The organism is Pseudomonas sp. B21-040 (assembly GCF_024748695.1).
GTDB lineage: Bacteria > Pseudomonadota > Gammaproteobacteria > Pseudomonadales > Pseudomonadaceae > Aquipseudomonas.
In genome coordinates, this window is record NZ_CP087176.1 from 1518888 (window position 1) to 1539480 (window position 20593).

Annotated in this window: 13 protein-coding genes and 1 pseudogene; 9 read left to right on the forward strand and 5 right to left on the reverse strand. The window is 61.0% G+C overall.

Annotated features, from left to right (window positions below; genetic code table 11):
• Positions 1-8: 8 nt before the first annotated feature.
• The 4 genes from LOY55_RS06910 to LOY55_RS06925 form a co-directional block, all read right to left on the reverse strand.
• The gene (locus tag LOY55_RS06910; protein ID WP_046033313.1) at positions 9-950 is read right to left on the reverse strand and encodes a LysR family transcriptional regulator; all 942 of its coding nucleotides are present in this window, start codon (positions 948-950) and stop codon (positions 9-11) included.
• Positions 951-1020: 70 nt separating this feature from the next.
• Positions 1021-2550: a tripartite tricarboxylate transporter permease gene (locus tag LOY55_RS06915; RefSeq protein WP_109787958.1), complete on the reverse strand. Its 1530-nt coding sequence runs from the start codon at positions 2548-2550 to the stop codon at positions 1021-1023.
• Complete coding sequence (locus LOY55_RS06920; protein ID WP_223522416.1) at positions 2547-3080, reverse strand: tripartite tricarboxylate transporter TctB family protein; 534 nt, start codon at positions 3078-3080, stop codon at positions 2547-2549. Before LOY55_RS06920 ends, LOY55_RS06915 begins: the two co-directional genes overlap by 4 nt.
• A gap of 53 nt (positions 3081-3133) precedes the next feature.
• On the reverse strand, positions 3134-4150 hold the full coding sequence (locus LOY55_RS06925; RefSeq protein ID WP_223522417.1) for a tripartite tricarboxylate transporter substrate binding protein: 1017 nt from the start codon (positions 4148-4150) through the stop codon (positions 3134-3136).
• A 380-nt stretch (positions 4151-4530) separates the two neighbouring features.
• Here LOY55_RS06925 and LOY55_RS06930 point away from each other — a divergent pair.
• The 6 genes and pseudogenes from LOY55_RS06930 (at position 4531) to LOY55_RS06955 (ending at position 12001) form a co-directional block, all read left to right on the forward strand.
• A pseudogene (locus LOY55_RS06930) lies at positions 4531-5885 on the forward strand (MFS transporter).
• Positions 5878-6834 carry an amidohydrolase gene (locus LOY55_RS06935; protein WP_258667822.1) on the forward strand — a complete coding sequence of 319 codons (957 nt, stop codon included), beginning with the start codon at positions 5878-5880 and terminating at the stop codon, positions 6832-6834. Before LOY55_RS06930 ends, LOY55_RS06935 begins: the two are co-directional and overlap by 8 nt.
• Complete coding sequence (locus LOY55_RS06940) at positions 6831-7835, forward strand: 4-hydroxythreonine-4-phosphate dehydrogenase PdxA (RefSeq protein ID WP_223522420.1); 1005 nt, start codon at positions 6831-6833, stop codon at positions 7833-7835. The genes LOY55_RS06935 and LOY55_RS06940 overlap by 4 nt, the downstream gene beginning before the upstream one ends.
• A gap of 341 nt (positions 7836-8176) precedes the next feature.
• Positions 8177-9352: an L-rhamnonate dehydratase gene (locus LOY55_RS06945; RefSeq protein ID WP_109787964.1), complete on the forward strand. Its 1176-nt coding sequence runs from the start codon at positions 8177-8179 to the stop codon at positions 9350-9352.
• Between the two features lie 52 nt (positions 9353-9404).
• On the forward strand, positions 9405-10400 hold the full coding sequence (araD1, locus tag LOY55_RS06950; protein WP_223522421.1) for an AraD1 family protein: 996 nt from the start codon (positions 9405-9407) through the stop codon (positions 10398-10400).
• Between the two features lie 20 nt (positions 10401-10420).
• Positions 10421-12001: an aldehyde dehydrogenase (NADP(+)) gene (locus LOY55_RS06955; protein ID WP_223522422.1), complete on the forward strand. Its 1581-nt coding sequence runs from the start codon at positions 10421-10423 to the stop codon at positions 11999-12001.
• Between the two features lie 131 nt (positions 12002-12132).
• Here the strand turns inward: LOY55_RS06955 and LOY55_RS06960 are convergent, their stop codons facing one another.
• Entirely contained in the window at positions 12133-13026 is an 894-nt protein-coding gene (locus tag LOY55_RS06960) for a DMT family transporter (RefSeq protein WP_046033323.1), read from the reverse strand.
• A 157-nt stretch (positions 13027-13183) separates the two neighbouring features.
• On the opposite strand from LOY55_RS06960, the gene aceK reads away from it, so the two are divergent.
• From aceK to LOY55_RS06975, 3 genes are all read left to right on the forward strand, one after another.
• Positions 13184-14902, forward strand: coding sequence for a bifunctional isocitrate dehydrogenase kinase/phosphatase (gene aceK / locus LOY55_RS06965; RefSeq protein WP_046033324.1), 1719 nt, complete (start codon positions 13184-13186; stop codon positions 14900-14902).
• Between the two features lie 334 nt (positions 14903-15236).
• Entirely contained in the window at positions 15237-19148 is a 3912-nt protein-coding gene (gene hrpA, locus LOY55_RS06970) for an ATP-dependent RNA helicase HrpA (protein WP_109787969.1), read from the forward strand.
• Positions 19149-19461: 313 nt separating this feature from the next.
• Positions 19462-20583: a beta-ketoacyl-ACP synthase III gene (locus LOY55_RS06975; RefSeq protein WP_223522423.1), complete on the forward strand. Its 1122-nt coding sequence runs from the start codon at positions 19462-19464 to the stop codon at positions 20581-20583.
• Positions 20584-20593: the final 10 nt, after the last annotated feature.

A 20593-nucleotide genomic window follows, 5' to 3' on the forward strand; every position in this document is an offset into this window, starting at 1 on the left:
GGGTCTTTTTATTTGGCCAGCGCATGCTCGGCCCGTACCGAATTCATGAACGCCTGCATCGCCGATGATTGAATGCGATGGCGGCGGGTGATGAGCCCGTAGGGTGGCAGCCGCGCTTCGAACTTGATCGGCAGTATGGCGAGCAGATCACGACCGGGATAATCCTCAACCACCGACACCGGTGTGACGCCGAGCATGTCGGTTTGCTGGACCAGGGAGAGCAAGGTCATGATCGACGTGGTTTCGACGATGCTGCTGGGGATATCGACCCGCGCGTTGTGAAACACCTGATTGATGATGGCGCGCATCGGGCTGGGATGCTGTTGCAGTACCCAGGTCATGTGCTGCAGCTCCGCCCAGCTCAGTTGTTTTTCCTGCGCCAGTGGGTTTTTCGCGCCGGCGATCACGCACAACGCTTCTTCACCGAGGCTGTCAAACAGCAACTCTTCGGCGCGTGCACCGGCCGGAATCCGCCCCAGCACGATATCCAGTTGATCCTGCAAAAGCGCCTGGACCAACACGTCGCTGGTATCGACCTGGATGCTCATGGACAGTCGGGGATGGCTTTGTTTCAGCGTGGCGATGGTGCGAGTCAACAGCCCCGACGCCAGTGCCGGAATCGCACCGACCGCGACTCGCCCCAGGTTGCCGGATTCCAGTGCCACCAGTTCTTCACGCATGCCGCTGAGTTCGGCAAACACCATGCGCGCGTAGTAAATAACGGTTTCCCCGAACGCGGTAGAGCGCATGCCCCGTGGCAGGCGTTCGAACAGTTCGACACCGAGCAAGTCCTCGGCTTCGTGGAGCATCTTGGTCGCGGCCGGTTGAGTCATGCCGATATGGTCGGCCGCGCGGCGCAACGAGCCGAACTCCTGCAACGCCAGCATCAACCGCAGTTGGCGCAGGCGCAGGCGACTGTGGATCACATTGGCAGCAGGAATTCGGGTCATGGGCCGTGGCTCGCTGGGAAGTCTGCGGCAAGCCTGCCAACAAATGTCAGGCGTTGCCAGCATTGCCGTGTCACAGCACCGATTTGGGTTTGGCGACGTGGGATTTGCGCAGGCCCATCAGGCCGCCCAGCGCCTTGGAAATCAGTGGCCAGAACAGCATCAGCAACGCCGCCGTGGTCAGGCTACCCACTAGCGGGTTGGACCAGAAGATCCCCAAATGGCCATCGGAAAACAGCATCGACTGACGGAACGCATCTTCAGCCTTGTCCCCCAACACGGCGGCGAGTACCAGTGGCGCAATCGGATAACCGAGTTTCTTGAACAGATAACCCAGCGCGCCAAAGCCCAGCATCAGCACCACGTCGAAGAACGAGTTGTGTACCGAGTAGGCACCGATGGCGCAGACCATGATGATGATCGGCGCAATGATCGAAAACGGAATCCGCAGGATCGAGGCAAACAGCGGCACGGTGGCCAACACCACGATCAGGCTGACCACGTTGCCCAGGTACATGCTGGCGATCAGGCCCCAGACAAAATCATGCTGTTCGACGAACAGCGTCGGGCCAGGGTGCAGGCCCCAGATCATCAAGCCGCCGAGCATCACCGCTGCCGTGGCCGAGCCGGGAATGCCCAGGGTCAGCATCGGCAGCAGGGCGCTGGTGCCCGCCGCGTGGTCGGCGGTTTCCGGAGCGATCACGCCTTCGAGTTCACCTTTGCCGAAATTCTCGCGGTTCTTCGAGAATCGCCGCGCCAGGCTGTAGCTCATGAACGACGCAGCAGTCGGGCCGCCGGGGGTGATGCCCATCCAGCAACCGACCAGCGTGCTGCGCACAATCGTCCACCAGTAGCGCGGCAGCTTTGCCCAGGTGCGCAGAATCACCATCGGCGTGATGCGCGCATGCTCGCCGCGAAACACCAGGCCTTCCTCGACGGTGCAGAGGATTTCACCAATACCGAACAGACCGATCACCGCCACTTCGAAACTGATGCCCGTCATCAAGATTGGCTGGTCGAAGGTCAGGCGCAGGTTGCCGGACACCGTGTCCATGCCGACCGCCGCCATGGCAAAACCGATCATCATCGCGACCACGGTTTTCAGCGGCGGGTTCTTGCTCATGCCGATGAAGGTACAGAACGCCAACAGGTACACCGCGAAGAACTCCGGCGAGCTGAACGACATGGCGAACGCGGCAATCCTGGTCGACAGGAATGTCAGCAGCAACACCCCGGCCAATGCGCCAATCAGCGCGGAACTGAATGCGGCAGTCAGGGCTTCGGCGGCGCGGCCTTCACGGGCCATAGGGTAACCGTCGAACGTCGTCGCCACCGATGAGGGCTCACCGGGAATGTTGAACAGGATCGAAGTGATCGAGCCGCCGAACAGCGCGCCCCAATACATGCACGACAGCAGAATGATCGCCGACACCGGCGACATGGTGAACGTCAGCGGCAGCAGCAACGCCACGCCATTGGGGGCGCCGAGGCCGGGCAACACGCCGACCAGAATGCCCAGCAGTACGCCGATCACCATCAGGCCGATGTGGCCCGGGGTCAGGATCAGGTTCATGCCTTGCAGCAGGGAATCGAACTCGCTCATTTGAAATTTCTCCCGGCCAGGGCAATCCAGTCGCCCATCGGGCCGGCATCCAGCGGGACCTTGAACCACAGCGCGAAAATCAGGTAGCTGGCGAGCACCGCGCCCAGTGACACCGTGCCGATCATCAGTTTGCCGTACGGTTTGACGCGGACCTTGTCACGCCACATGAACCAGGCAATGAAACAGGCCGAGGCCACGTAGATGCCAGTGAACGGCATGGCAGCGACGAACAGCGCAATCGGGATGAACACCGACAACACTTGCTTGAACGCGCTGCGGCTGACGAACGAAACGCTCAGGGCTTGCCAGCGCACCACGGTCAACACGCCGTTGCCGACACTGGCGGCGCTCAACAGCAGGCCAATGTAAAAGGGGAAGTAACCCGGCTCAGGGCCGGAATCGCCCCAGCCGATACCTTGTTCGACGCTGCCAAACATCACCACCGCGCCGATCAGCGTGGTGAAGAGTGTCAGGCCGAGCTCGACCCAGCGGGTGCCGACCAGCGCCGGTGAATCCGAATTTTGGGACATGAAAACACCTCCAGCAGATGACGGCCGTGCGCGTGCGGACGGCCGTTGGCGACTCAGTTTTTCAGCCAGCCGGCTTCTTTAAACACCGGGGTCACGCGGGCGGTGTCCTTCTCAATGTAGGCGGTCAGTGGCTCACCTTCGAGGAAGGTCGGTACCAGCGCGTTCTGCTTCACGTACGCCTTGAACTCCGGCGTCTCGGTGACTTTGCGCATCAGCTCAACATAGAACGCGCGCTGTTCGGCAGTGACGTCGCCCGGCATGAACACGGTGCGCGGGAAGCGGTACTGATCGATGCCCAGGCCTTCTTCGTGACAGGTCGGCACGTCGGCCCAGGATTTGTCACCGGCAACTTTCTCGGTGTAGTTCATGCGCTCTTTACTGAAGACACACAGCGGCTCGACCTGGTCGCCGCGCCATTGGCTGATGCTTTCGCTGGGATTGTTGACGTTGGCGGCGATGTGTTTGCCGGCCAGTTGGGTCGCGGCTTCACTGCCGCTCTTGAACGGGATGTAGACGAGTTTGGCGTCGTTGGTCTGGTTCAGCAGCAGGGTCAGGGTCTGGTCGACATCCTTGGACTGGCTGCCGCCCATGCGCAGGTTCGACGGGTCGGCCTTGACCGCGGCGTAGAAGCCCTTGGCGTCCTTCCAGGGGGCGTCTTTGTAACTCCAGAGAATGAAGTCATCTTCGGCCACGGCGGCGACGGGCGTCAGTTCCTGCCATTGGTAACCGAGCTTGGACACCAGCGGCAACAGGTAGATGTTGTTGGTGCCGATCACCAGTTTTTCCGGGTCGCCCTTGTTCATTTTCAGGTCGAGAAAGGCTTCGGCACCATTGCCACCGCCCTTGTTCAGGACGATGGTATTCACATCGAGAAACTTGTGGGTGGTGATGATCGACTGGATCAGGCGACCGAGTTGGTCAGTGCCGCCGCCGGGACCACCCGCGACGACGATTTCGACGTTTTTGTCCGGCTGCCAGGCAGCGTTGGCGAGAGCGGGAAGGGCGCCTGCGGCGATCAGTGTGCAGCCGAGAAACAAACGGGAGGTGCGACGGACGAATGCATTTCGCATGATGGAAGGGCCTCGTTTTTGTAGTTGTTATGAGTGGCTTGTCGATGCTCGATTGCTGCAAGCCTGGCCTGAGTGTGTGAAGCCTCAGGGCCCGCGTCTAGTCAAAACAATACATACACCGATAGCCTGGGGTTATAGGTCTGGGCAGTGAAAGTGGCAGCTGAGGCGCCAGGCTGTGCGCCAGAGCGGTTTTCGAGGAAAGCCGAAAGGGCCGCTGCCCGTTGAAAGCTGCCTGAAAGCAGGGCATGCCATAACTCGTGGCTATCGCCTGATTTCAAGTTTTGATTAGACGGTTATCACTGAGCCTTCGATAGTGCTCACCAACGCCGCCACGCAGCGGCATGTCGTCACCACAAGAATAATAAATCGAGGTACGCACCATGGCTCGTCCCAGTGCTTCCCTGCATCTGCACAACTCTGGTGTTCAATCAGCAGGTGTTCAATCAACGGCAGCGGCTGTCCCGCTCTCCGGTGCGAGCAAAGCCAGCAGCGTACGCTGGCGGATCTTTGCGATCATCTTTGCGTTGACCATGATCAACCTGATCGACCGGGTGTCGCTGTCCATTGCGATGCCGACCATTGCCCATGAGTTTTCCCTGTCGCCGAGCCTGCAAGGGCTGATCCTCAGCAGCTTTTTCTGGGCGTATGCGCTGTTGCAGATTCCCGGCGGCTGGCTGATCGACCGTTTCGGCCCGCACCGGGTTATCAGTTGGTCCACCGGTTTGTGGGGCACGTTTCAGGTGCTGGCGGCGTTTGCCACGGGCGGCTTGTCATTGTTGTTTGCCCGGGTGGCGCTGGGCGCCGCCGAAGCGCCTCTGTTTCCTTCGGGTGGCAAACTGATTTCCCTGTGGCTGGCGCCGAGTGAGCGCAGTCGCGGCGCGGTGTTGATGGACAGTGGCAGCCCGTTGGGCGTGGCCGTGGGTGGTTTGATCATTGCCTACCTGATTGCTTCGCTGGACTCGTGGCGCCTGGCCTTCGTGATTGCCGGCATCGCCACTCTGGTGCTGGCCTGGCTGGCGCGGCGTTATCTGCGCGATGACCCGGCCACGCATCCACAAGTGAATGCCCTGGAGCTGGAGAAGATCAACGCCGGACGCGCCACGCCGGCTGCCGAAGCCGCCCGTGCGCCGGTCAAGGGCCTGGGCATCGCGGCCCGTTCACTGACGGGGCTGCTGATCGGTCGCGCCAGTTGGGCGATGGTCTATTTCGGCTTGCTGACCTGGGGCCCGAGTTACCTGGCGCAGGCTCGCGGCTTCGATATCAAGGGCATTGGCGCGGCGACGTTCGTGATTTTCATCTGCGGTGCGTTGGGGTCGTTGACCGGTGGTTTCCTCTGCGACGGTCTGATTCGCAAAGGTGTGAGCCGCGGTGTGGCGGTCAAGAGTCTGCTGGCGTTTTCCGGTGTCGTGGCGTTGGGAGCGTTCCTGTTGCTGCCGACCCTGAGCGATCCTTTTGCCGCCGTGGCGTTGCTGGCCATGACGGCGTTTTTCCTGATGTGGGGCAGTCTTTACTGGAGCTTTCCGGCATTGCTGGCAGCCCGGCCAGGGTCGGTTTGATCGGCGGCGTGATGAACATGGCCGGCAGCACGGGCGGTATCGCGGTGCCGATTCTGGTGGGCGTCATTGTGCAAATGGCCGGCGGTTTCGCGCCGGTGCTGGGGTTCTTTGCAGCGTGCTCGGCGGTCTTCGTGTTGGCCACATTGTTTATCAGCCTGGATGAGGTGCGTCATGACTAAGGTGTGGGACGGCCCGATCGTAGACGCGCATCACCATTTCTGGGACCCGGCGATCAATGACCATCCTTGGTTGGCGCCTGAGGCCAACATCCCATTTCGCTACGGTGATTACAGCGCGATCAAGCGTCGCTATTTTCCCGATGACTACTTCGCCGATGCCGGTGCCCATAACGTCGTGCAAACGGTGTATGTCGAGACCGAATGGAACCCGCAAGACCCGATTGGCGAAACCCGTTTCATCGAGGGACTGGCCGCTCGCTATGGCGTGCCGAACGCGATCGTCGCACAAGCCTGGCTCGACCATCCGGACGCCATCGCAGTGCTGACCGAGCAAGCGAATTTCAAGTGCGTGCGCAGCGTGCGCCACAAACCCGGCGGCCCGATCGCGCCGGAGCAGGTTGGGCACATGCGTAGCTTGATGAGTGACGAACACTGGCGCCGCAGTTACGCCGCGCTTGAAGGCCTGGGCCTGCATTTCGACCTGCAGACGCCTTGGTGGAATCTGCACGAAGCCGAACGCCTGGCCCGGGACTTTCCCGGTATCACGCTGATTCTCAATCATGCCGGATTACCCAACGACCGCAGTGCCGAAGGCCTGGCCGGTTGGCGCCTGGCGATGGCGCGGCTGGCGCAGTGGCCGAATGTGCGGGTGAAGATTTCCGGCCTGGGCCAGGGCGGTCAGCGTTGGCGTGCCAAGGACAACGCCTGGATCGTGCGCGAAGTCATAGCGATGTTCGGCTGCGACCGCGCGATGTTCGCCAGCAACTTCCCCGTGGACAGCCTGTGCGGCTCGTTCGACGACATCTATAGCGGTTTCAAATCCATCGTTGCCGATTTTCCGAGTGCCGATCAGCAACGTCTTTTCTACAGCAATGCGCAGCAGGTTTATCGCTGCGAGCCTTGCGCCATTGATCGGACATGGCCCGAACCCTTGAGGAGTGAAGCATGAACAAAACCACCATCGCGATGGTCCTGGGCGACCCGGCGGGCATCGGCCCGGAACTGATCGCACGCCTGCTCGCCGAACCCCAGGTGCGCAGTCAGGCCAATGTGATCCTGATCGCCGACGAAGCAGAAATGCGTCGCGGCATGCGCATCGCCGGGATGGAGTTTCCTTACCGTCGCGTGGAGTCGCTGGAGCAACTGTCGTTCGTCGATGACACGCCGCTGTTCTACGACTATCGCGGCGACACGGTCGGCGAATTCGCACGCAGTGAAGCCAGTGACATCGGCGGTCGCTACAGCCTCGATACCCTGGAGAAAGCCTTGCGCCTGACCGAGGCCGGTATCACTGATGCCGTGCTGTTCGGGCCGCTGAACAAGACCTCGCTGCACATGGCCGGCATGGCCCACAGCGATGAATTGCATTGGTTCGCCGAACTGCTGGATTTTCACGGGCCGTTCTGCGAGTTCAACGTACTCGACAATCTCTGGACGTCACGCGTGACCTCCCACGTCGCCTTGGCCGATGTGCCGGGCCTGCTCAGCCAGGCGCGGGTGGTGGAAGCGATTCAGTTGATCGACACCGCGCTCAAGCGCAATGGCCTGGAAAAGCCGCGCATCGGCGTGTGTGGATTGAACCCGCACAACGGCGACAACGGTTCGTTCGGACGCGAAGAACTGGACATCATCGGCCCCGCCGTGCGGACCGCTCAGGCGTTAGGGATTGCGGCGGAAGGGCCGTACCCGGGGGACACGATTTTCCTCAAGGTGCAGGGCGATGCCAGTGCCTTCGACGCGGTGGTCACGATGTATCACGACCAGGGCCAGATCGCGATCAAGTTGATGGGCTTCTCCCGCGGCGTGACGGTGCAGGGCGGCTTGCCGATTCCGATTACCACCCCGGCGCATGGCACCGCATTTGATATCGCGGGGCAGGGCAAGGCGAATGTCGGGGCGATTCGGCAGGCGTTCGAGATCGCGTGCCGGATGGGCACCAACAACTACTGATCCCTGATCTCAACATCATAAATCCCCTGTCCACCCTGGACCCTGTGGGAGCGGGCTTGCCCGCGATGGCGGTCTGACAGTCACTACCAAAGTGTCTGTACTACCTCTATCGCGGGCAAGCCCGCTCCCACAGTTGTTTGTGTGTGGTCGATAACTTTATCTATCTGAAAAACACTTTTAGCGATCACCCCAGGTTATCGCCGGATACGCATAAGTGATTATCCGCGCCCCCCGAGCGCTGGCTAAAGTCGCTCCATCGAATGCCCGGAACCCGCCCCCGAGCGGCTCGGCGTACGCGACTCAACAACTACAAGAAGCCGGCAGCGCAAGGAACTGTATTCATGAAAATCAAAGCAATCCGTACCCGCGTTTTTGAGTGGAAAGGCAAAGTCGTTCCGCCTCAGGCGCACTTCTGCACTAACGCCAGCGACATCCTGTTCGAGCGTGGCGATGCCATGGGCTCGTTCCGTTTTCACGGTTGGCTGGTGGTGGAAGTCGAGACCGATACCGGTCTGGTCGGCATCGGTAACTGCGCCCTCGCGCCACGTGTAGCCAAGGAGATCATCGACACCTACCTGGCACCGATTGCAATCGGCGAAGACCCGTTCGACAACGAATACATCTGGCAGAAAATGTACCGTCAGAGCCACGCGTGGGGGCGCAAAGGCATCGGCATGGCGGCGATCTCGGCGATCGACATCGCCATCTGGGACATCATGGGTAAAGCCGTGAACAAACCGGTGTTCAAGTTGCTCGGGGGACGCACCAAGGAAAAAATCTGGACCTACGCCTCCAAGCTCTACGCCAACGACAACCTCGACCTGTTCCTCGAAGAAGCCCAGGGTTATCTGAATCAGGGGTTCACCGCGCTGAAGATGCGCTTTGGCTACGGCCCGAAAGACGGCCCGGCGGGCATGCGCAAGAACATCGAGCAAGTGCGCGCGTTGCGCCATCTGGCGGGCCCCGACATCGACATCATGCTCGAATGCTACATGGGCTGGACCCTGGAATATGCGCGGCGCATGTTGCCCAAACTCGCCGAATTCGAACCGCGTTGGCTCGAAGAACCGGTGATCGCCGACGACATCGAAGGCTACATCGAGCTGAAAAAAATGGGGATCATGCCAATCTCCGGCGGCGAGCACGAATTCACCTCATACGGTTTCAAAGACCTGCTGGAGCGCCGCGCCGTCGACGTGATCCAGTACGACACCAACCGCGTTGGCGGCATCACCGCCGCACGTAAAATCAACGCCATGGCCGAAGCCTGGTCGGTGCCGGTCATTCCTCATGCCGGGCAGATGCACAACTATCACCTGACCATGTCCACCACCGCCTCGCCGATGGCCGAGTTCTTCCCGGTATTCGACGTCGAAGTCGGCAACGAACTCTTTTACTACGTATTCAAGGGCGAGCCTCAACCGGTCAACGGTTACATCCAGCTCGACGACAACACGCCGGGCCTGGGCCTGGAAATCTCCGATGAATACCTGAGTGACTTCAACATCATCGAGTGACCTTGAGGCGTCGCATGCCTGCGGCGCCATCCCCGACTTTCTGGAGGCCGTCATGCGCCTGATTCAATTTGAAAACACCGCCGGGCAGCGCCAGGTTGGCCTGGTTGATGGGGCACAGATTCAGGTGCTGCGCGACACCCGCAACACTCGCGAACTGGCGCTCGCGGCGATCCGCGGCCAGCGCAGCCTGCAAGAAGAAGTGGCCCTGCGCGGCACCGAGCCCGGCCCGGACTATGCGCAGCTATTGCGCCAAGGCAGCGTCCTGCCGCCGCTGGACCACGAAGACCCGGCCCATTGCCTGATCAGCGGCACCGGCCTGACTCACCTGGGCAGTGCTTCGGCGCGGGACAAAATGCACCAGCATGACGGCGCAGTCGAAGCCGGCATGACGGACACCATGCGCATCTTCAAGTGGGGTCTTGAGGGCGGCAAACCGGCGGCCGGTGAGGTGGGCGCGCAACCGGAGTGGTTCTACAAAGGCGACGGCAGCATCGTCGTGCGCCCCGGCGCGGACTTCCCGGTGCCGCCGTTCGCTGAAGATGCCGGTGAGGAACCGGAGCTGACCGGCCTCTATGTCATCGGCGATGACGGCCAGCCGTATCGCGTCGGTTATGCGCTGGGCAACGAGTTCTCTGACCATGTGATGGAACGGCGCAATTACCTGTACCTCGCGCATTCGAAGTTGCGTTGCTGTTCTTATGGGCCGGAACTGCGCATCGGTGAGTTGCCCAAACACCTGGCAGGTACCAGCCGGATCAAGCGCAACGGCGAAACGATCTGGGAGAAGGAGTTTCTCAGCGGCGAAGACAACATGTGCCATAGCCTCGCCAACCTTGAATTCCACCACTTCAAATATGCGCAGTTTTTGCACCCTGGCGATGTCCATGTGCATTACTTCGGCACCGCCACGTTGTCGTTTGCCGATGGGGTCAAAACCCGGCCGGGGGATCGTTTCCAGATCAGCCTCGACGAGTTCGGCGCGCCTTTAGTCAACGGTATCGGCGAAAGTGCCCAGCCATTGGCTATCGGTCAGGTTCGTGCGCTTTGAGTGTTCAAAAGGAAAGCCTCATGACATTGCCACTCGGACACAACTACATCGGCGGTCGCCGCAGCGCCAATGGGACCTTGCACCTGCAAAGCCTTGATGCGACGACCGGCGAGCCGCTGCCGGGCACCTTCATTCAGGCGTCGGAAGCCGAAGTGTCTGCCGCCGCCCAAGCAGCGGCTGCCGCTTACCCGATCTACCGAAGCCTGAGCGCGGAAAAACGCGCACGATTCCTCGATGCCATTGCCGATGAAATCGATGCACTCGGTGACGATTTTGTCGCCACCGTTTGCCGCGAAACCGCACTGCCCACAGGGCGTATCCAGGGTGAGCGCGCACGCACCAGCGGCCAGCTGCGGTTGTTCTCCAAGGTTCTGCGTCGCGGGGATTTCTACGGTGCACGAATTGATCGGGCACTGCCGGACCGCCAGCCGTTGCCGCGTCCGGACCTACGTCAGTACCGCATCGCTTTAGGGCCAGTCGCCGTGTTCGGCGCGAGTAACTTTCCACTGGCGTTTTCCACCGCCGGTGGCGATACCGCTTCGGCATTGGCCGCCGGTTGTCCGGTGGTGTTCAAGGCTCACAGCGGTCACATGGCAACGGCTGAGTGGGTAGCGGACGCCATCATCCGGGCGGCCGAACGCACCGAAATGCCAGCCGGCGTGTTCAACATGGTCTACGGCGGGGGCGTCGGTGAGTGGCTGGTCAAACACCCTGCGATTCAGGCCGTGGGCTTCACCGGTTCGCTCAAGGGCGGCAATGCCCTGAGCCAGCTGGCCGCGTCCCGGCCGCAGCCGATCCCGGTGTTTGCCGAGATGTCGAGCATCAACCCTGTGTTCTTGTTGCCCGAAGCGCTTGCGGTACGCGGTGAGCAAATCGCTGCGCAACTGGCCGGTTCGGTGACGCTGGGGTGTGGTCAGTTTTGTACCAATCCGGGGTTGGTCATTGGCCTGCGTTCGCCGCAGTTCAGCTCCTTCCTGGAAACTTTTTGCGCGAGCATGAACCAGCAACCGGCGCAAACCATGCTCAACGTCGGTGCCCTGGTCAGCTATAGCCGAGGGCTCGCGGAGTTGCACGAACATCCGGGGCTGACGCACCTGGCAGGCAGACGGCAAGCGGGCAATCAGGCGCAACCGCAGGTATTCAAGGCTGATGTCAGTCTGTTGCTCAAGGGCGATGAACTGCTTCAGGAAGAAGTCTTCGGGCCGACGACTATCGTCATCGAGGTGGAAGACCAGGCGCAGTTGGCGGCGGCGTTGCACGGATTGCGCGGGCAATTGACGGCGACGCTGATTGGCGAGGCCGGGGAGTTGCTGGAATACCGCTGGCTGGCCGAGTCGCTTCAGGAAAAGGTCGGGCGGATTTTGCTCAACGGCTATCCGACCGGGGTCGAGGTGTGCGAGGCGATGGTGCATGGCGGGCCGTTCCCGGCCACGTCCGATTCGCGGGGAACGTCAGTGGGGACGCTGGCGATCGATCGATTCCTGCGGCCGGTGTGCTTCCAGAATTACCCGGATGCGATGCTGCCTGAGCCGTTGCAGAACGCCAATCCGCTGGGGATTCGGCGGTTGGTGGATGGGGAGGTTAGCGATTCACCTCTGTAGTGTCTGAATTGACGCCATCGCGGGCAAGCCCGCTCCCACAGTGATGGGTGTCGTGCACAGATTCTGTGTTCAATACCCAACCCTGTGGGAGCGGGCTTGCCCGCGATGGCGTCATCAGCAGCACCACAAAATTACTGGGTTACCTTTTTGGCCGGTTTCAACACCAGCCACAACGCCGCCGCAATCAACACCCCGCCATAGATATGCGCCATGGACAGCGGCTCATCCAGCAACAACGCGCCCCACAACACCCCGAACGGCGGGATGAGGAAGGTCGTGGTCATCGACCTCACCGGCCCGATCGAGCTCAGCAACCGGAAGTAAATGACGTACGCCAGCGCGGTACATCCCAGCCCCAACCCAAGCAACGACAACCAGACATTCCAGCCACCCCAGCTCGCCGGCGGTTGGCTGATCGCGCTGTACCCGAACAACGGCAACAGAAACAGCGTCGCACCCAGCATGCTGCCCAACGCAGACAAACGGCTGTCGAGACCACCGGCCTGGTCCAGCCAGCGGCGGGCGAGAAAGCCGGCGAAGCCATAGCACGTCGTGGCCATCAGGCAGGCGAGGGCGCCCATCAGCAATTGCATGTCGAACGCCACCGGGCCCGCACGGGTCAGCACGCCAACTCCGAGCAGCCCGAGAAACACCCCGCCGAGCTTGGCCGCGGTGAGCTTTTCATGGAAGAACAACCCGCCGATCAGCACGCCCATCAGCGGCGTCGTGGCGTTGAAGATCGCCGAGTACCCGGCCGGCAACACTTGGGCGGCCACGGAATACAGGGTCGCCGGAATCCCGGAGTTGATTACCCCGAGCAGCATCACGGTCTTGAGCTTGCCTTTGAAATCCCAGCTGATGCGCATCAACGCGACAATTACCAGCAGGCCGACGGCGGCAATCGACACACGGAAAAAAGCCGTGGGGATTGTGCCAATCACTGGGGCGATGATGCGCATGAACAGAAAGCTCGCACCCCAAATGGCCGCCAGTGACAGTAAACGAACGATATCGACGGGGCTCACGGTGCACTCCTTCCTTGATCGGGACGAGAGTGTTGCCGAGCGCCCGATTGATGGCAACCGAAAAACGAGCAATCAATCCGGGCCGAAAATTACGCTTCTCCTCGACCCGGTTCACTGGCTAAGCTCAGGGCTCGAAAATTCCCGCAGAGGTCTCACCATGCCGCAGCAATGGCCAGCCGCCGATATCGCCCGAATGATCCTCGATGGCTTTGACGATTACCGCGAGCATTTCCGTCAGATTACCGACGGCGCCCGGGCCCGCTTCGAACAGGCCCAGTGGCAGGAAACGCAAATCGCGTCGGCGGCGCGGATCAATCTTTACGAAGAGAAAGTCGGCGAAACGGTCGAGCGCCTGCGCATCGCGTTTGACGCCGACACGCTGGATGTCAGTTGCTGGCCGCTGGTCAAAAGCGCGTACATCACGCTGATCGACCTGCGTTTCGACGATGAACTGTCCGAGACCTGGTACAACTCGATCTTCTGCGGCTTGTTCAGCCATGACCTGATCAGCGACGGCTGCATGTTCATCCACACCACCCGCCCAAGCCTGCGCCGGGCTCGCGCCGCGCAAACCCGCACCTACAAACCTCAGGGCCAGTTGTCCGGCATGCTCGCGAGCATTTTTGCCGACTACCGTTTCAGTGAGGATTACGCTGATCTGGCCGGCGACTTGAGCCGCCTCGAAGCGCAGTTGCGCGAGAATCTGCCGGACTGGGTGTGCAAGGACCCGGAATTGAGCGTCGAACTGTTTTCCTCGGTGCTCTACCGCAACAAAGGTGCGTACCTGGTCGGGCGCATCTACACCCAGGACGAACAGTGGCCGCTGGTGATTCCGCTGCTGCACCGTGAAGGCCGCGGGATTCAGATCGATGCGCTGATCACCGATGAAGCGGATGTGTCGATCATCTTCTCGTTCACCCGTTCGTATTTCATGGTCGATGTGCCGGTGCCGGCGGAGTTCATCGGTTTCCTCAAGCGCATTTTGCCGGGCAAGCACATCGCCGAGCTGTACACCTCGATCGGTTTCTACAAGCACGGCAAGTCCGAGTTCTACCGGGCGCTGATCAATCACCTGGCCAACACCGACGACCAATTCATCATGGCCCCCGGTGTGCGCGGCATGGTCATGAGCGTGTTTACCCTGCCGGGTTTCAACACCGTGTTCAAAATCATCAAGGACCGCTTCTCGCCCTCGAAGAACGTCGACCGCGCCACGGTGATCGAGAAATACCGTTTGGTCAAAAGCGTTGACCGCGTCGGGCGTATGGCGGATACCCAGGAGTTCGCCGATTTCCGTTTTCCGCTGAGCAAGTTCGATCCGGCGTGCCTGGAGGAATTGCTCGACGTGGCAGCCTCTACGGTGTCGCTCGAAGGCGACACCGTGTTGATTCGCCACTGCTGGACCGAACGACGGATGACACCGTTGAACCTCTACCTGGAAAACGCCAACGAGGCGCAGGTGCATGAGGCGCTGGAGGATTACGGCCTGGCGATCAAGCAACTGGCGGCGGCGAATATCTTTCCCGGCGACATGTTGCTGAAAAACTTCGGCGTCACCCGGCACGGTCGCGTGGTGTTTTATGACTACGACGAAATTTGTTTCCTGACTGAAGCCAACTTCCGGCACATCCCGCAGCCGCGCACCCCGGAAGACGAAATGGCGTCCGAGCCCTGGTATTCGATCGGGCCGCTGGATGTGTTTCCCGAGGAGTTTCCGCCGTTCCTGTTTGCAGATTGGGGGCAGCGGCGCCTGTTTGATCAGCTGCATGGTGAGTTGTACAACGCCGATTATTGGAAAAGCCTGCAAGAGGCGATTCGGGCGGGGAAGGTGATTGATGTGTTCCCGTATCGACGCAAAGGCCTCGATAACGAATAACCAGACCCGCACGCCCGTAGCAGCTGTCGAGCCCCGGCGAGGCTGCGTTCGGCTGCGAAGCGGTCGTAAAATCAGCACACGCGGTGTTTCAGGTAAACCGGGGTAGTCCGAATGACGACTGCTTCGCAGCCGAACGCAGCCTCGCCGGGGCTCGACAGCTGCTACGGAGCCGAACGCAGCCTCGCCGGGGCTCGACAGCTACGGAGCCGAACGCAGCCTCGCCGGGGCTCGACAGCTACGGAACCGAACGTCGGCGCTACAAGGGATCTCGTTCGTCCTTTAAATCTGCGACAATCGCCCCCCTGCGCCACTAGACGACTGAATTGCGTACCTGATGACCGACGAATCGCCCTCCATCGACAAACTGCTGAAAAACCTCGATCACGCCATGCTCGCCGACCGTCACCGGCTGCGGCGGCAGTTGCTTGAGCTGCGCAAGAAACCTGACGAGGCCAAGCTGGCCCTGTGGGTGACGCGCCTGCAGGCGTCCTGTGATCAGGTGTTGGCGCGACGCGCCAGCCTGCCGGTGATTCGTTACGACGACAGCCTGCCCATCGCCGCCAAGCGCGACGAAATCAAGGAAGCGCTGCTCAAGCATCAGGTGCTGATCATTGCCGGCGAAACCGGCTCGGGTAAAACCACTCAGTTGCCGAAAATCTGTCTGGAAATCGGTCGCGGCCAGCATGGCCTGATCGGCCACACCCAGCCCCGTCGAATTGCGGCGCGCAGCGTCGCCAGCCGGGTCGCCGAAGAATTGGCGACGCCGCTGGGCGCGCTGGTCGGCTATCAGGTGAGGTTCGAGGACCAGAGCGATTCCAACACCCTGATCAAGCTGATGACCGACGGCATCCTGCTGGCGGAAACCCAGAACGACCGCTACCTCGAACGCTACGACACGATCATCGTCGACGAAGCCCACGAACGCAGCCTCAACATCGACTTCCTGCTGGGTTACCTGAAAACCCTGCTGCCGCGTCGCCCGGACCTGAAAGTCATCATCACCTCGGCGACCATCGACCTGGAGCGCTTCTCCAAGCATTTTGACGACGCGCCGATTGTCGAAGTCTCCGGCCGTACCTTCCCGGTAGAAACCTGGTATCGCCCGCTGACGCTGGAGCAGGACGAAGAGGGCAACCGCGTCGAAGATGACTTGACTGTGGACCAGGCGATCCTCGCCACCCTCGATGAAATCGCCGCGTTCGAACGCAGTGAGCGCAAGAGTCCCGGCGATGTGCTGGTGTTCCTGCCCGGTGAGCGCGAGATTCGTGACGCGGCCGACATGCTGCGCAAGGCCCAGCTCAAGCACACCGAAATCCTGCCGTTGTACGCACGGCTGTCGCCGGCCGAGCAACAGCGGATTTTCCAGTCGCACCCCGGACGCCGAGTCGTATTGGCGACCAACGTTGCCGAAACCTCGCTGACGGTGCCGGGCATTCGTTACGTGATCGACAGCGGCACCGCGCGCATCAGCCGTTACAGCTATCGCGCCAAGGTCCAGCGCCTGCCCATCGAAGCCATTTCCCAGGCCAGCGCCAACCAGCGTAAAGGTCGCTGTGGTCGGGTCGAGCCCGGTATCTGTATCCGCCTCTATGGCGAAGACGATTTCATCGGTCGTCCGGAATTTACCGACCCGGAAATCCTGCGGACCAACCTCGCCGCCGTGATCTTGCAGATGCTGCACCTGCGCCTGGGCGAGATCACCGATTTCCCGTTTATCGAACCACCTGACGGCAAAGCCATCAGCGACGGTTTCAACTTGCTGCAAGAACTCTCGGCCGTGGACCGCAACAGTCAGTTGACTCCGCTCGGGCGTCAATTGGCACGTTTGCCGGTGGACCCGCGCATGGGCCGCATGTTGCTGGAAGCAGCGAAACTCGGCAGTTTGCAGGAAGTGCTGATCGTCGCCAGCGCCATGTCGATTCAAGACCCGCGCGAACGTCCACCGGAGCGTCAGCAAGCGGCGGACCAGGCGCACGCGCAGTGGAAAGACGTGGACTCGGACTTCGCCGGGCTGGTCAATCTGTGGCGTGGTTTCGAAGAACAACGCCAGGCGCTGACGGCCAGCCCGTTGCGTAACTGGTGTCGCAAGAACTTCCTCAACTACCTGCGCCTGCGCGAGTGGCGCGATTCTCACCGTCAGTTGAGCCTGATCTGCCGCGACATGCAGTTGCACATTAATAAAGAGCCGGCGGACTACCCGAAACTGCACAAAGCGGTGCTGGTGGGGCTGCTCAGCCAGATCGGCCAGAAAACCGAAGACGGCGATTACCTCGGCGCCCGCCAGCGACGCTTCTGGATTCACCCCTCGTCGGGGATCGGCAAGAAACGCCCGCAATGGCTGATGACCGCCGAACTGGTGGAAACCACCAAGCTTTACGCGCGCATGGTCGCCAAGATCGACGCCGACTGGATCGAACCGCTGGCCGGGCACCTGATCAAGAAAAACCACTTCGAACCGCACTGGGAGAAGAAGCGCGGCCAGGTCGTGGCGTTCGAGCAGATCACTTTGTTCGGGCTGATCGTGGTCGGTCGCCGGCCGGTGCATTACGGGCCGATTGACCCGGTGGTGTCCCGTGAGTTTTTCATTCGTGAAGGCCTGGTGCGCGGCGAGATTCAATCCAAAGCCAAATGCCTGTCGGCCAACGCGCAGTTGCTGGAACAACTCGACGAACTGGAAGCCAAGGCCCGTCGTCGCGACATCCTCGCCGACGAAGAAACCCTGTTCGCCTTCTACGATGCACGGCTGCCGGCAGAGATCCACCAGACGGCGACCTTCGACAGCTGGTACCGGATCAACAGCCAGAAAGACCCGCAGTTGCTGATCATGCGCGAAGAAGACGTGCTGGCTCGCGAGGCCAGCGAAGTCACCGCCCTGCATTACCCGGACACGCTGCATATCGGCGATCTGGAGCTGGCGCTGAGTTACCACTTCGAACCCAATCATCCGCGCGACGGTGTGACCTTGCGGGTGCCGGCGCCGCTATTGCCGATGCTGCCGCCGGAACGTCTGGAATGGCTGGTGCCGGGTGTGATCGAAGCCAAGTGCATCGCGCTGGTGCGTAACCTGCCCAAGGCACTGCGCAAGAATTTCGTGCCGGTGCCGGACTTCGTCAAAGCGGCGTTGCAGCGCATGACGTTCGCCGAGGGCTCGTTGCCTCAGGCACTGGGCCGTGAATTGCTGCGCATGACCGGTGCGCGGGTCAGCGATGAAGCGTGGGCGGAGGCGTCGCAGCAAGTCGACAGTCATTTGCGCATGAACCTGGAAATCGTCGACGGCCAGGGCAAGTTCCTGGGCGAAGGACGTGATCTGGCGGAGTTGACCGCACGATTTGCCGAAGCCAGTCAGGCGGCGTTGGCGGTACCGCAAACCGCGAAAAGCCAGCAGCCGGTGGAGGCGAAAGTCTTTGCCGCCGTGGCCGAGAAAACCCAGCAAAAGATCGCCGGGCTGTCGATGACGGTTTATCCGGCGTTGGTGGAAGAGGGCGGCACGGTCAAGGAAGGTCGATTCTCGACGCCGGCCGAAGCCGAGTTCCAGCATCGCCGCGCCTTGCAGCGCTTGCTGATGCAGCAACTGGCCGAACCGGCGAAGTTCCTGCGCAGTAAGTTGCCGGGCCTGACTGAGCTGGGCCTGATGTACCGCGACATGGGGCGCGTCGATAGCCTGGTGGAAGACATTCTGCTGGCCAGCCTCGACAGCTGCATTCTCGACGGTGAAGACCCATTGCCGCGCGACGGCGCCGGGTTGGCGGCGTTGGCCGAGCGCAAGCGCGGCGGCTGGACCGAGCACGCGGAGCGTCTGGCAAAGCTGACACTGGAAATCCTCAAGCTGTGGCATGGCCTGCAAAAGCGCTTCAAGGGCAAGATCGACCTGGCGCAAGCGGTGGCCCTGAACGACATCAAGCAGCAGCTCAGTCACCTGGTGTATCCGGGCTTCGTTCGGGAGACGCCGATGCAGTGGCTCAAGGAATTGCCGCGCTACCTCAAGGCAATCGAGCAGCGTTTCGAGAAGCTGGGCGCTCAGGTGCAGAAAGACCGGGTGTGGAGCGGCGAATTGTCCGGCCTCTGGACCCAGTACCAGACTCGCGCCAATAAACATGCCCAGGAAGGCAAACGCGATCCGCAGCTGGAGCTCTATCGCTGGTGGCTGGAGGAATACCGGGTTTCGCTGTTCGCCCAGCAATTGGGGACGAAGGTGCCGATTTCCGACAAGCGCCTGAATAAACAGTGGACCCAGGTCGAACCGTAGAACCCTCGGGTTGTAGGAGCTGAGCTTGCTCGCGATGGCGGCCTCAAGGACGCCATCGCCGGCAAGCCGTGCTCCTACCGATACGCCCTTGCGTTTGAGGAAGGTGCTTTATCCAGCAAAAGGCGCCAAATTCTAACGTTTATGGCAAACTTCGCGCCTATAAACACCGGCCCCACGGTTTTGAGCCTCTACGGCCGCGGGCAGGTCGGAATAAAGCGATGCCAGGTTTGCGTCCCCCGGATGGGAATAGACCCTTTGTGTGTTGGTACGTCGGTGCCAATGCTTTCTGCCTGAACAGATTAGAGAAACGACCATGCATAACGTCGTCATCAGCGGCACCGGCCTGTACACCCCGGCCAACAGCATCTCCAACGAAGAGCTGGTGCAGTCTTTCAACGCCTACGTCGCGCAATTCAACGCCGACAACGCCCAGGCCATTGCCCATGGCGAGATCGAGGCGCTGACCGAGTCCAGCGCGGCGTTTATCGAAAAAGCCTCTGGCATCAAAAGCCGCTTTGTCATGGACAAGGACGGTATTCTCGACCCGCAACGCATGGCACCACGCCTGCCGGAGCGTTCGAACGACGAGTGGTCGGTGCTGTGCCAAATGGCCATCGGCGCCGCCGAACAAGCCTTGCAACGCGCCGGCAAGACCGCTGCGGACATCGACGGTGTGATCGTCGCTTGCTCCAACCTGCAACGCGCCTACCCGGCCATTGCCATCGAAGTCCAGGAAGCGCTGGGCATCCAGGGTTTCGGTTTCGACATGAACGTTGCCTGCTCCTCGGCGACCTTCGGCATTCAGGCGGCCGCCAACAGCGTGCAACTGGGCCAGGCCCGGGCCATCCTGATGGTCAACCCGGAAGTCTGCACCGGCCACCTGAACTTCCGCGACCGCGACAGCCATTTCATCTTCGGTGACGCGGCCACGGCGGTGATCATCGAGCGTGCTGACCTGGCGACGTCCAAGTACCAGTTCGACATCGTCAGCACCAAGCTGCTGACCAAGTTCTCCAACAACATCCGCAACAACTTCGGCTTCCTCAACCGCGCGGCGGAAGAGGGCATCGGTGCCAAGGACAAACTGTTCGTGCAGGAAGGCCGCAAGGTATTCCGCGATGTTTGCCCAATGGTTGCCGAGTTGATCGCTACGCACCTGGAAGAAAACCAGCTCAACGTCAGCGACGTGAAGCGCTTCTGGCTGCACCAGGCCAACCTCAGCATGAACCACCTGATCGTCAAGAAACTGCTGGGTCGCGAGGCCACCGAAGAAGAAGCACCGGTGATTCTCGACACTTACGCGAACACCAGTTCCGCCGGTTCCGTGATTGCGTTTCACAAGAACCAGGATGATCTGCCTGCCGGTTCCCTGGCGGTGCTCAGTTCGTTTGGCGCCGGTTACTCGATTGGCAGCGTGCTACTGCGCAAGCGTTAATCGAGTGTTT

Excerpts from the sequence above, each read along its gene's own strand:
- LOY55_RS06910 (WP_046033313.1), bottom strand. The coding sequence starts at position 950 with ATGACCCGAATTCCTGCTGCCAATGTGATCCACAGTCGCCTGCGCCTG.
- LOY55_RS06915 (WP_109787958.1), bottom strand. The coding sequence starts at position 2,550 with ATGAGCGAGTTCGATTCCCTGCTGCAAGGCATGAACCTGATCCTGACC.
- LOY55_RS06920 (WP_223522416.1), bottom strand. The coding sequence starts at position 3,080 with ATGTCCCAAAATTCGGATTCACCGGCGCTGGTCGGCACCCGCTGGGTC.
- LOY55_RS06925 (WP_223522417.1), bottom strand. The coding sequence starts at position 4,150 with ATGCGAAATGCATTCGTCCGTCGCACCTCCCGTTTGTTTCTCGGCTGC.
- LOY55_RS06935 (WP_258667822.1), top strand. The coding sequence starts at position 5,878 with ATGACTAAGGTGTGGGACGGCCCGATCGTAGACGCGCATCACCATTTC.
- LOY55_RS06940 (WP_223522420.1), top strand. The coding sequence starts at position 6,831 with ATGAACAAAACCACCATCGCGATGGTCCTGGGCGACCCGGCGGGCATC.
- LOY55_RS06945 (WP_109787964.1), top strand. The coding sequence starts at position 8,177 with ATGAAAATCAAAGCAATCCGTACCCGCGTTTTTGAGTGGAAAGGCAAA.
- araD1 (WP_223522421.1), top strand. The coding sequence starts at position 9,405 with ATGCGCCTGATTCAATTTGAAAACACCGCCGGGCAGCGCCAGGTTGGC.
- LOY55_RS06955 (WP_223522422.1), top strand. The coding sequence starts at position 10,421 with ATGACATTGCCACTCGGACACAACTACATCGGCGGTCGCCGCAGCGCC.
- aceK (WP_046033324.1), top strand. The coding sequence starts at position 13,184 with ATGCCGCAGCAATGGCCAGCCGCCGATATCGCCCGAATGATCCTCGAT.
- hrpA (WP_109787969.1), top strand. The coding sequence starts at position 15,237 with ATGACCGACGAATCGCCCTCCATCGACAAACTGCTGAAAAACCTCGAT.
- LOY55_RS06975 (WP_223522423.1), top strand. The coding sequence starts at position 19,462 with ATGCATAACGTCGTCATCAGCGGCACCGGCCTGTACACCCCGGCCAAC.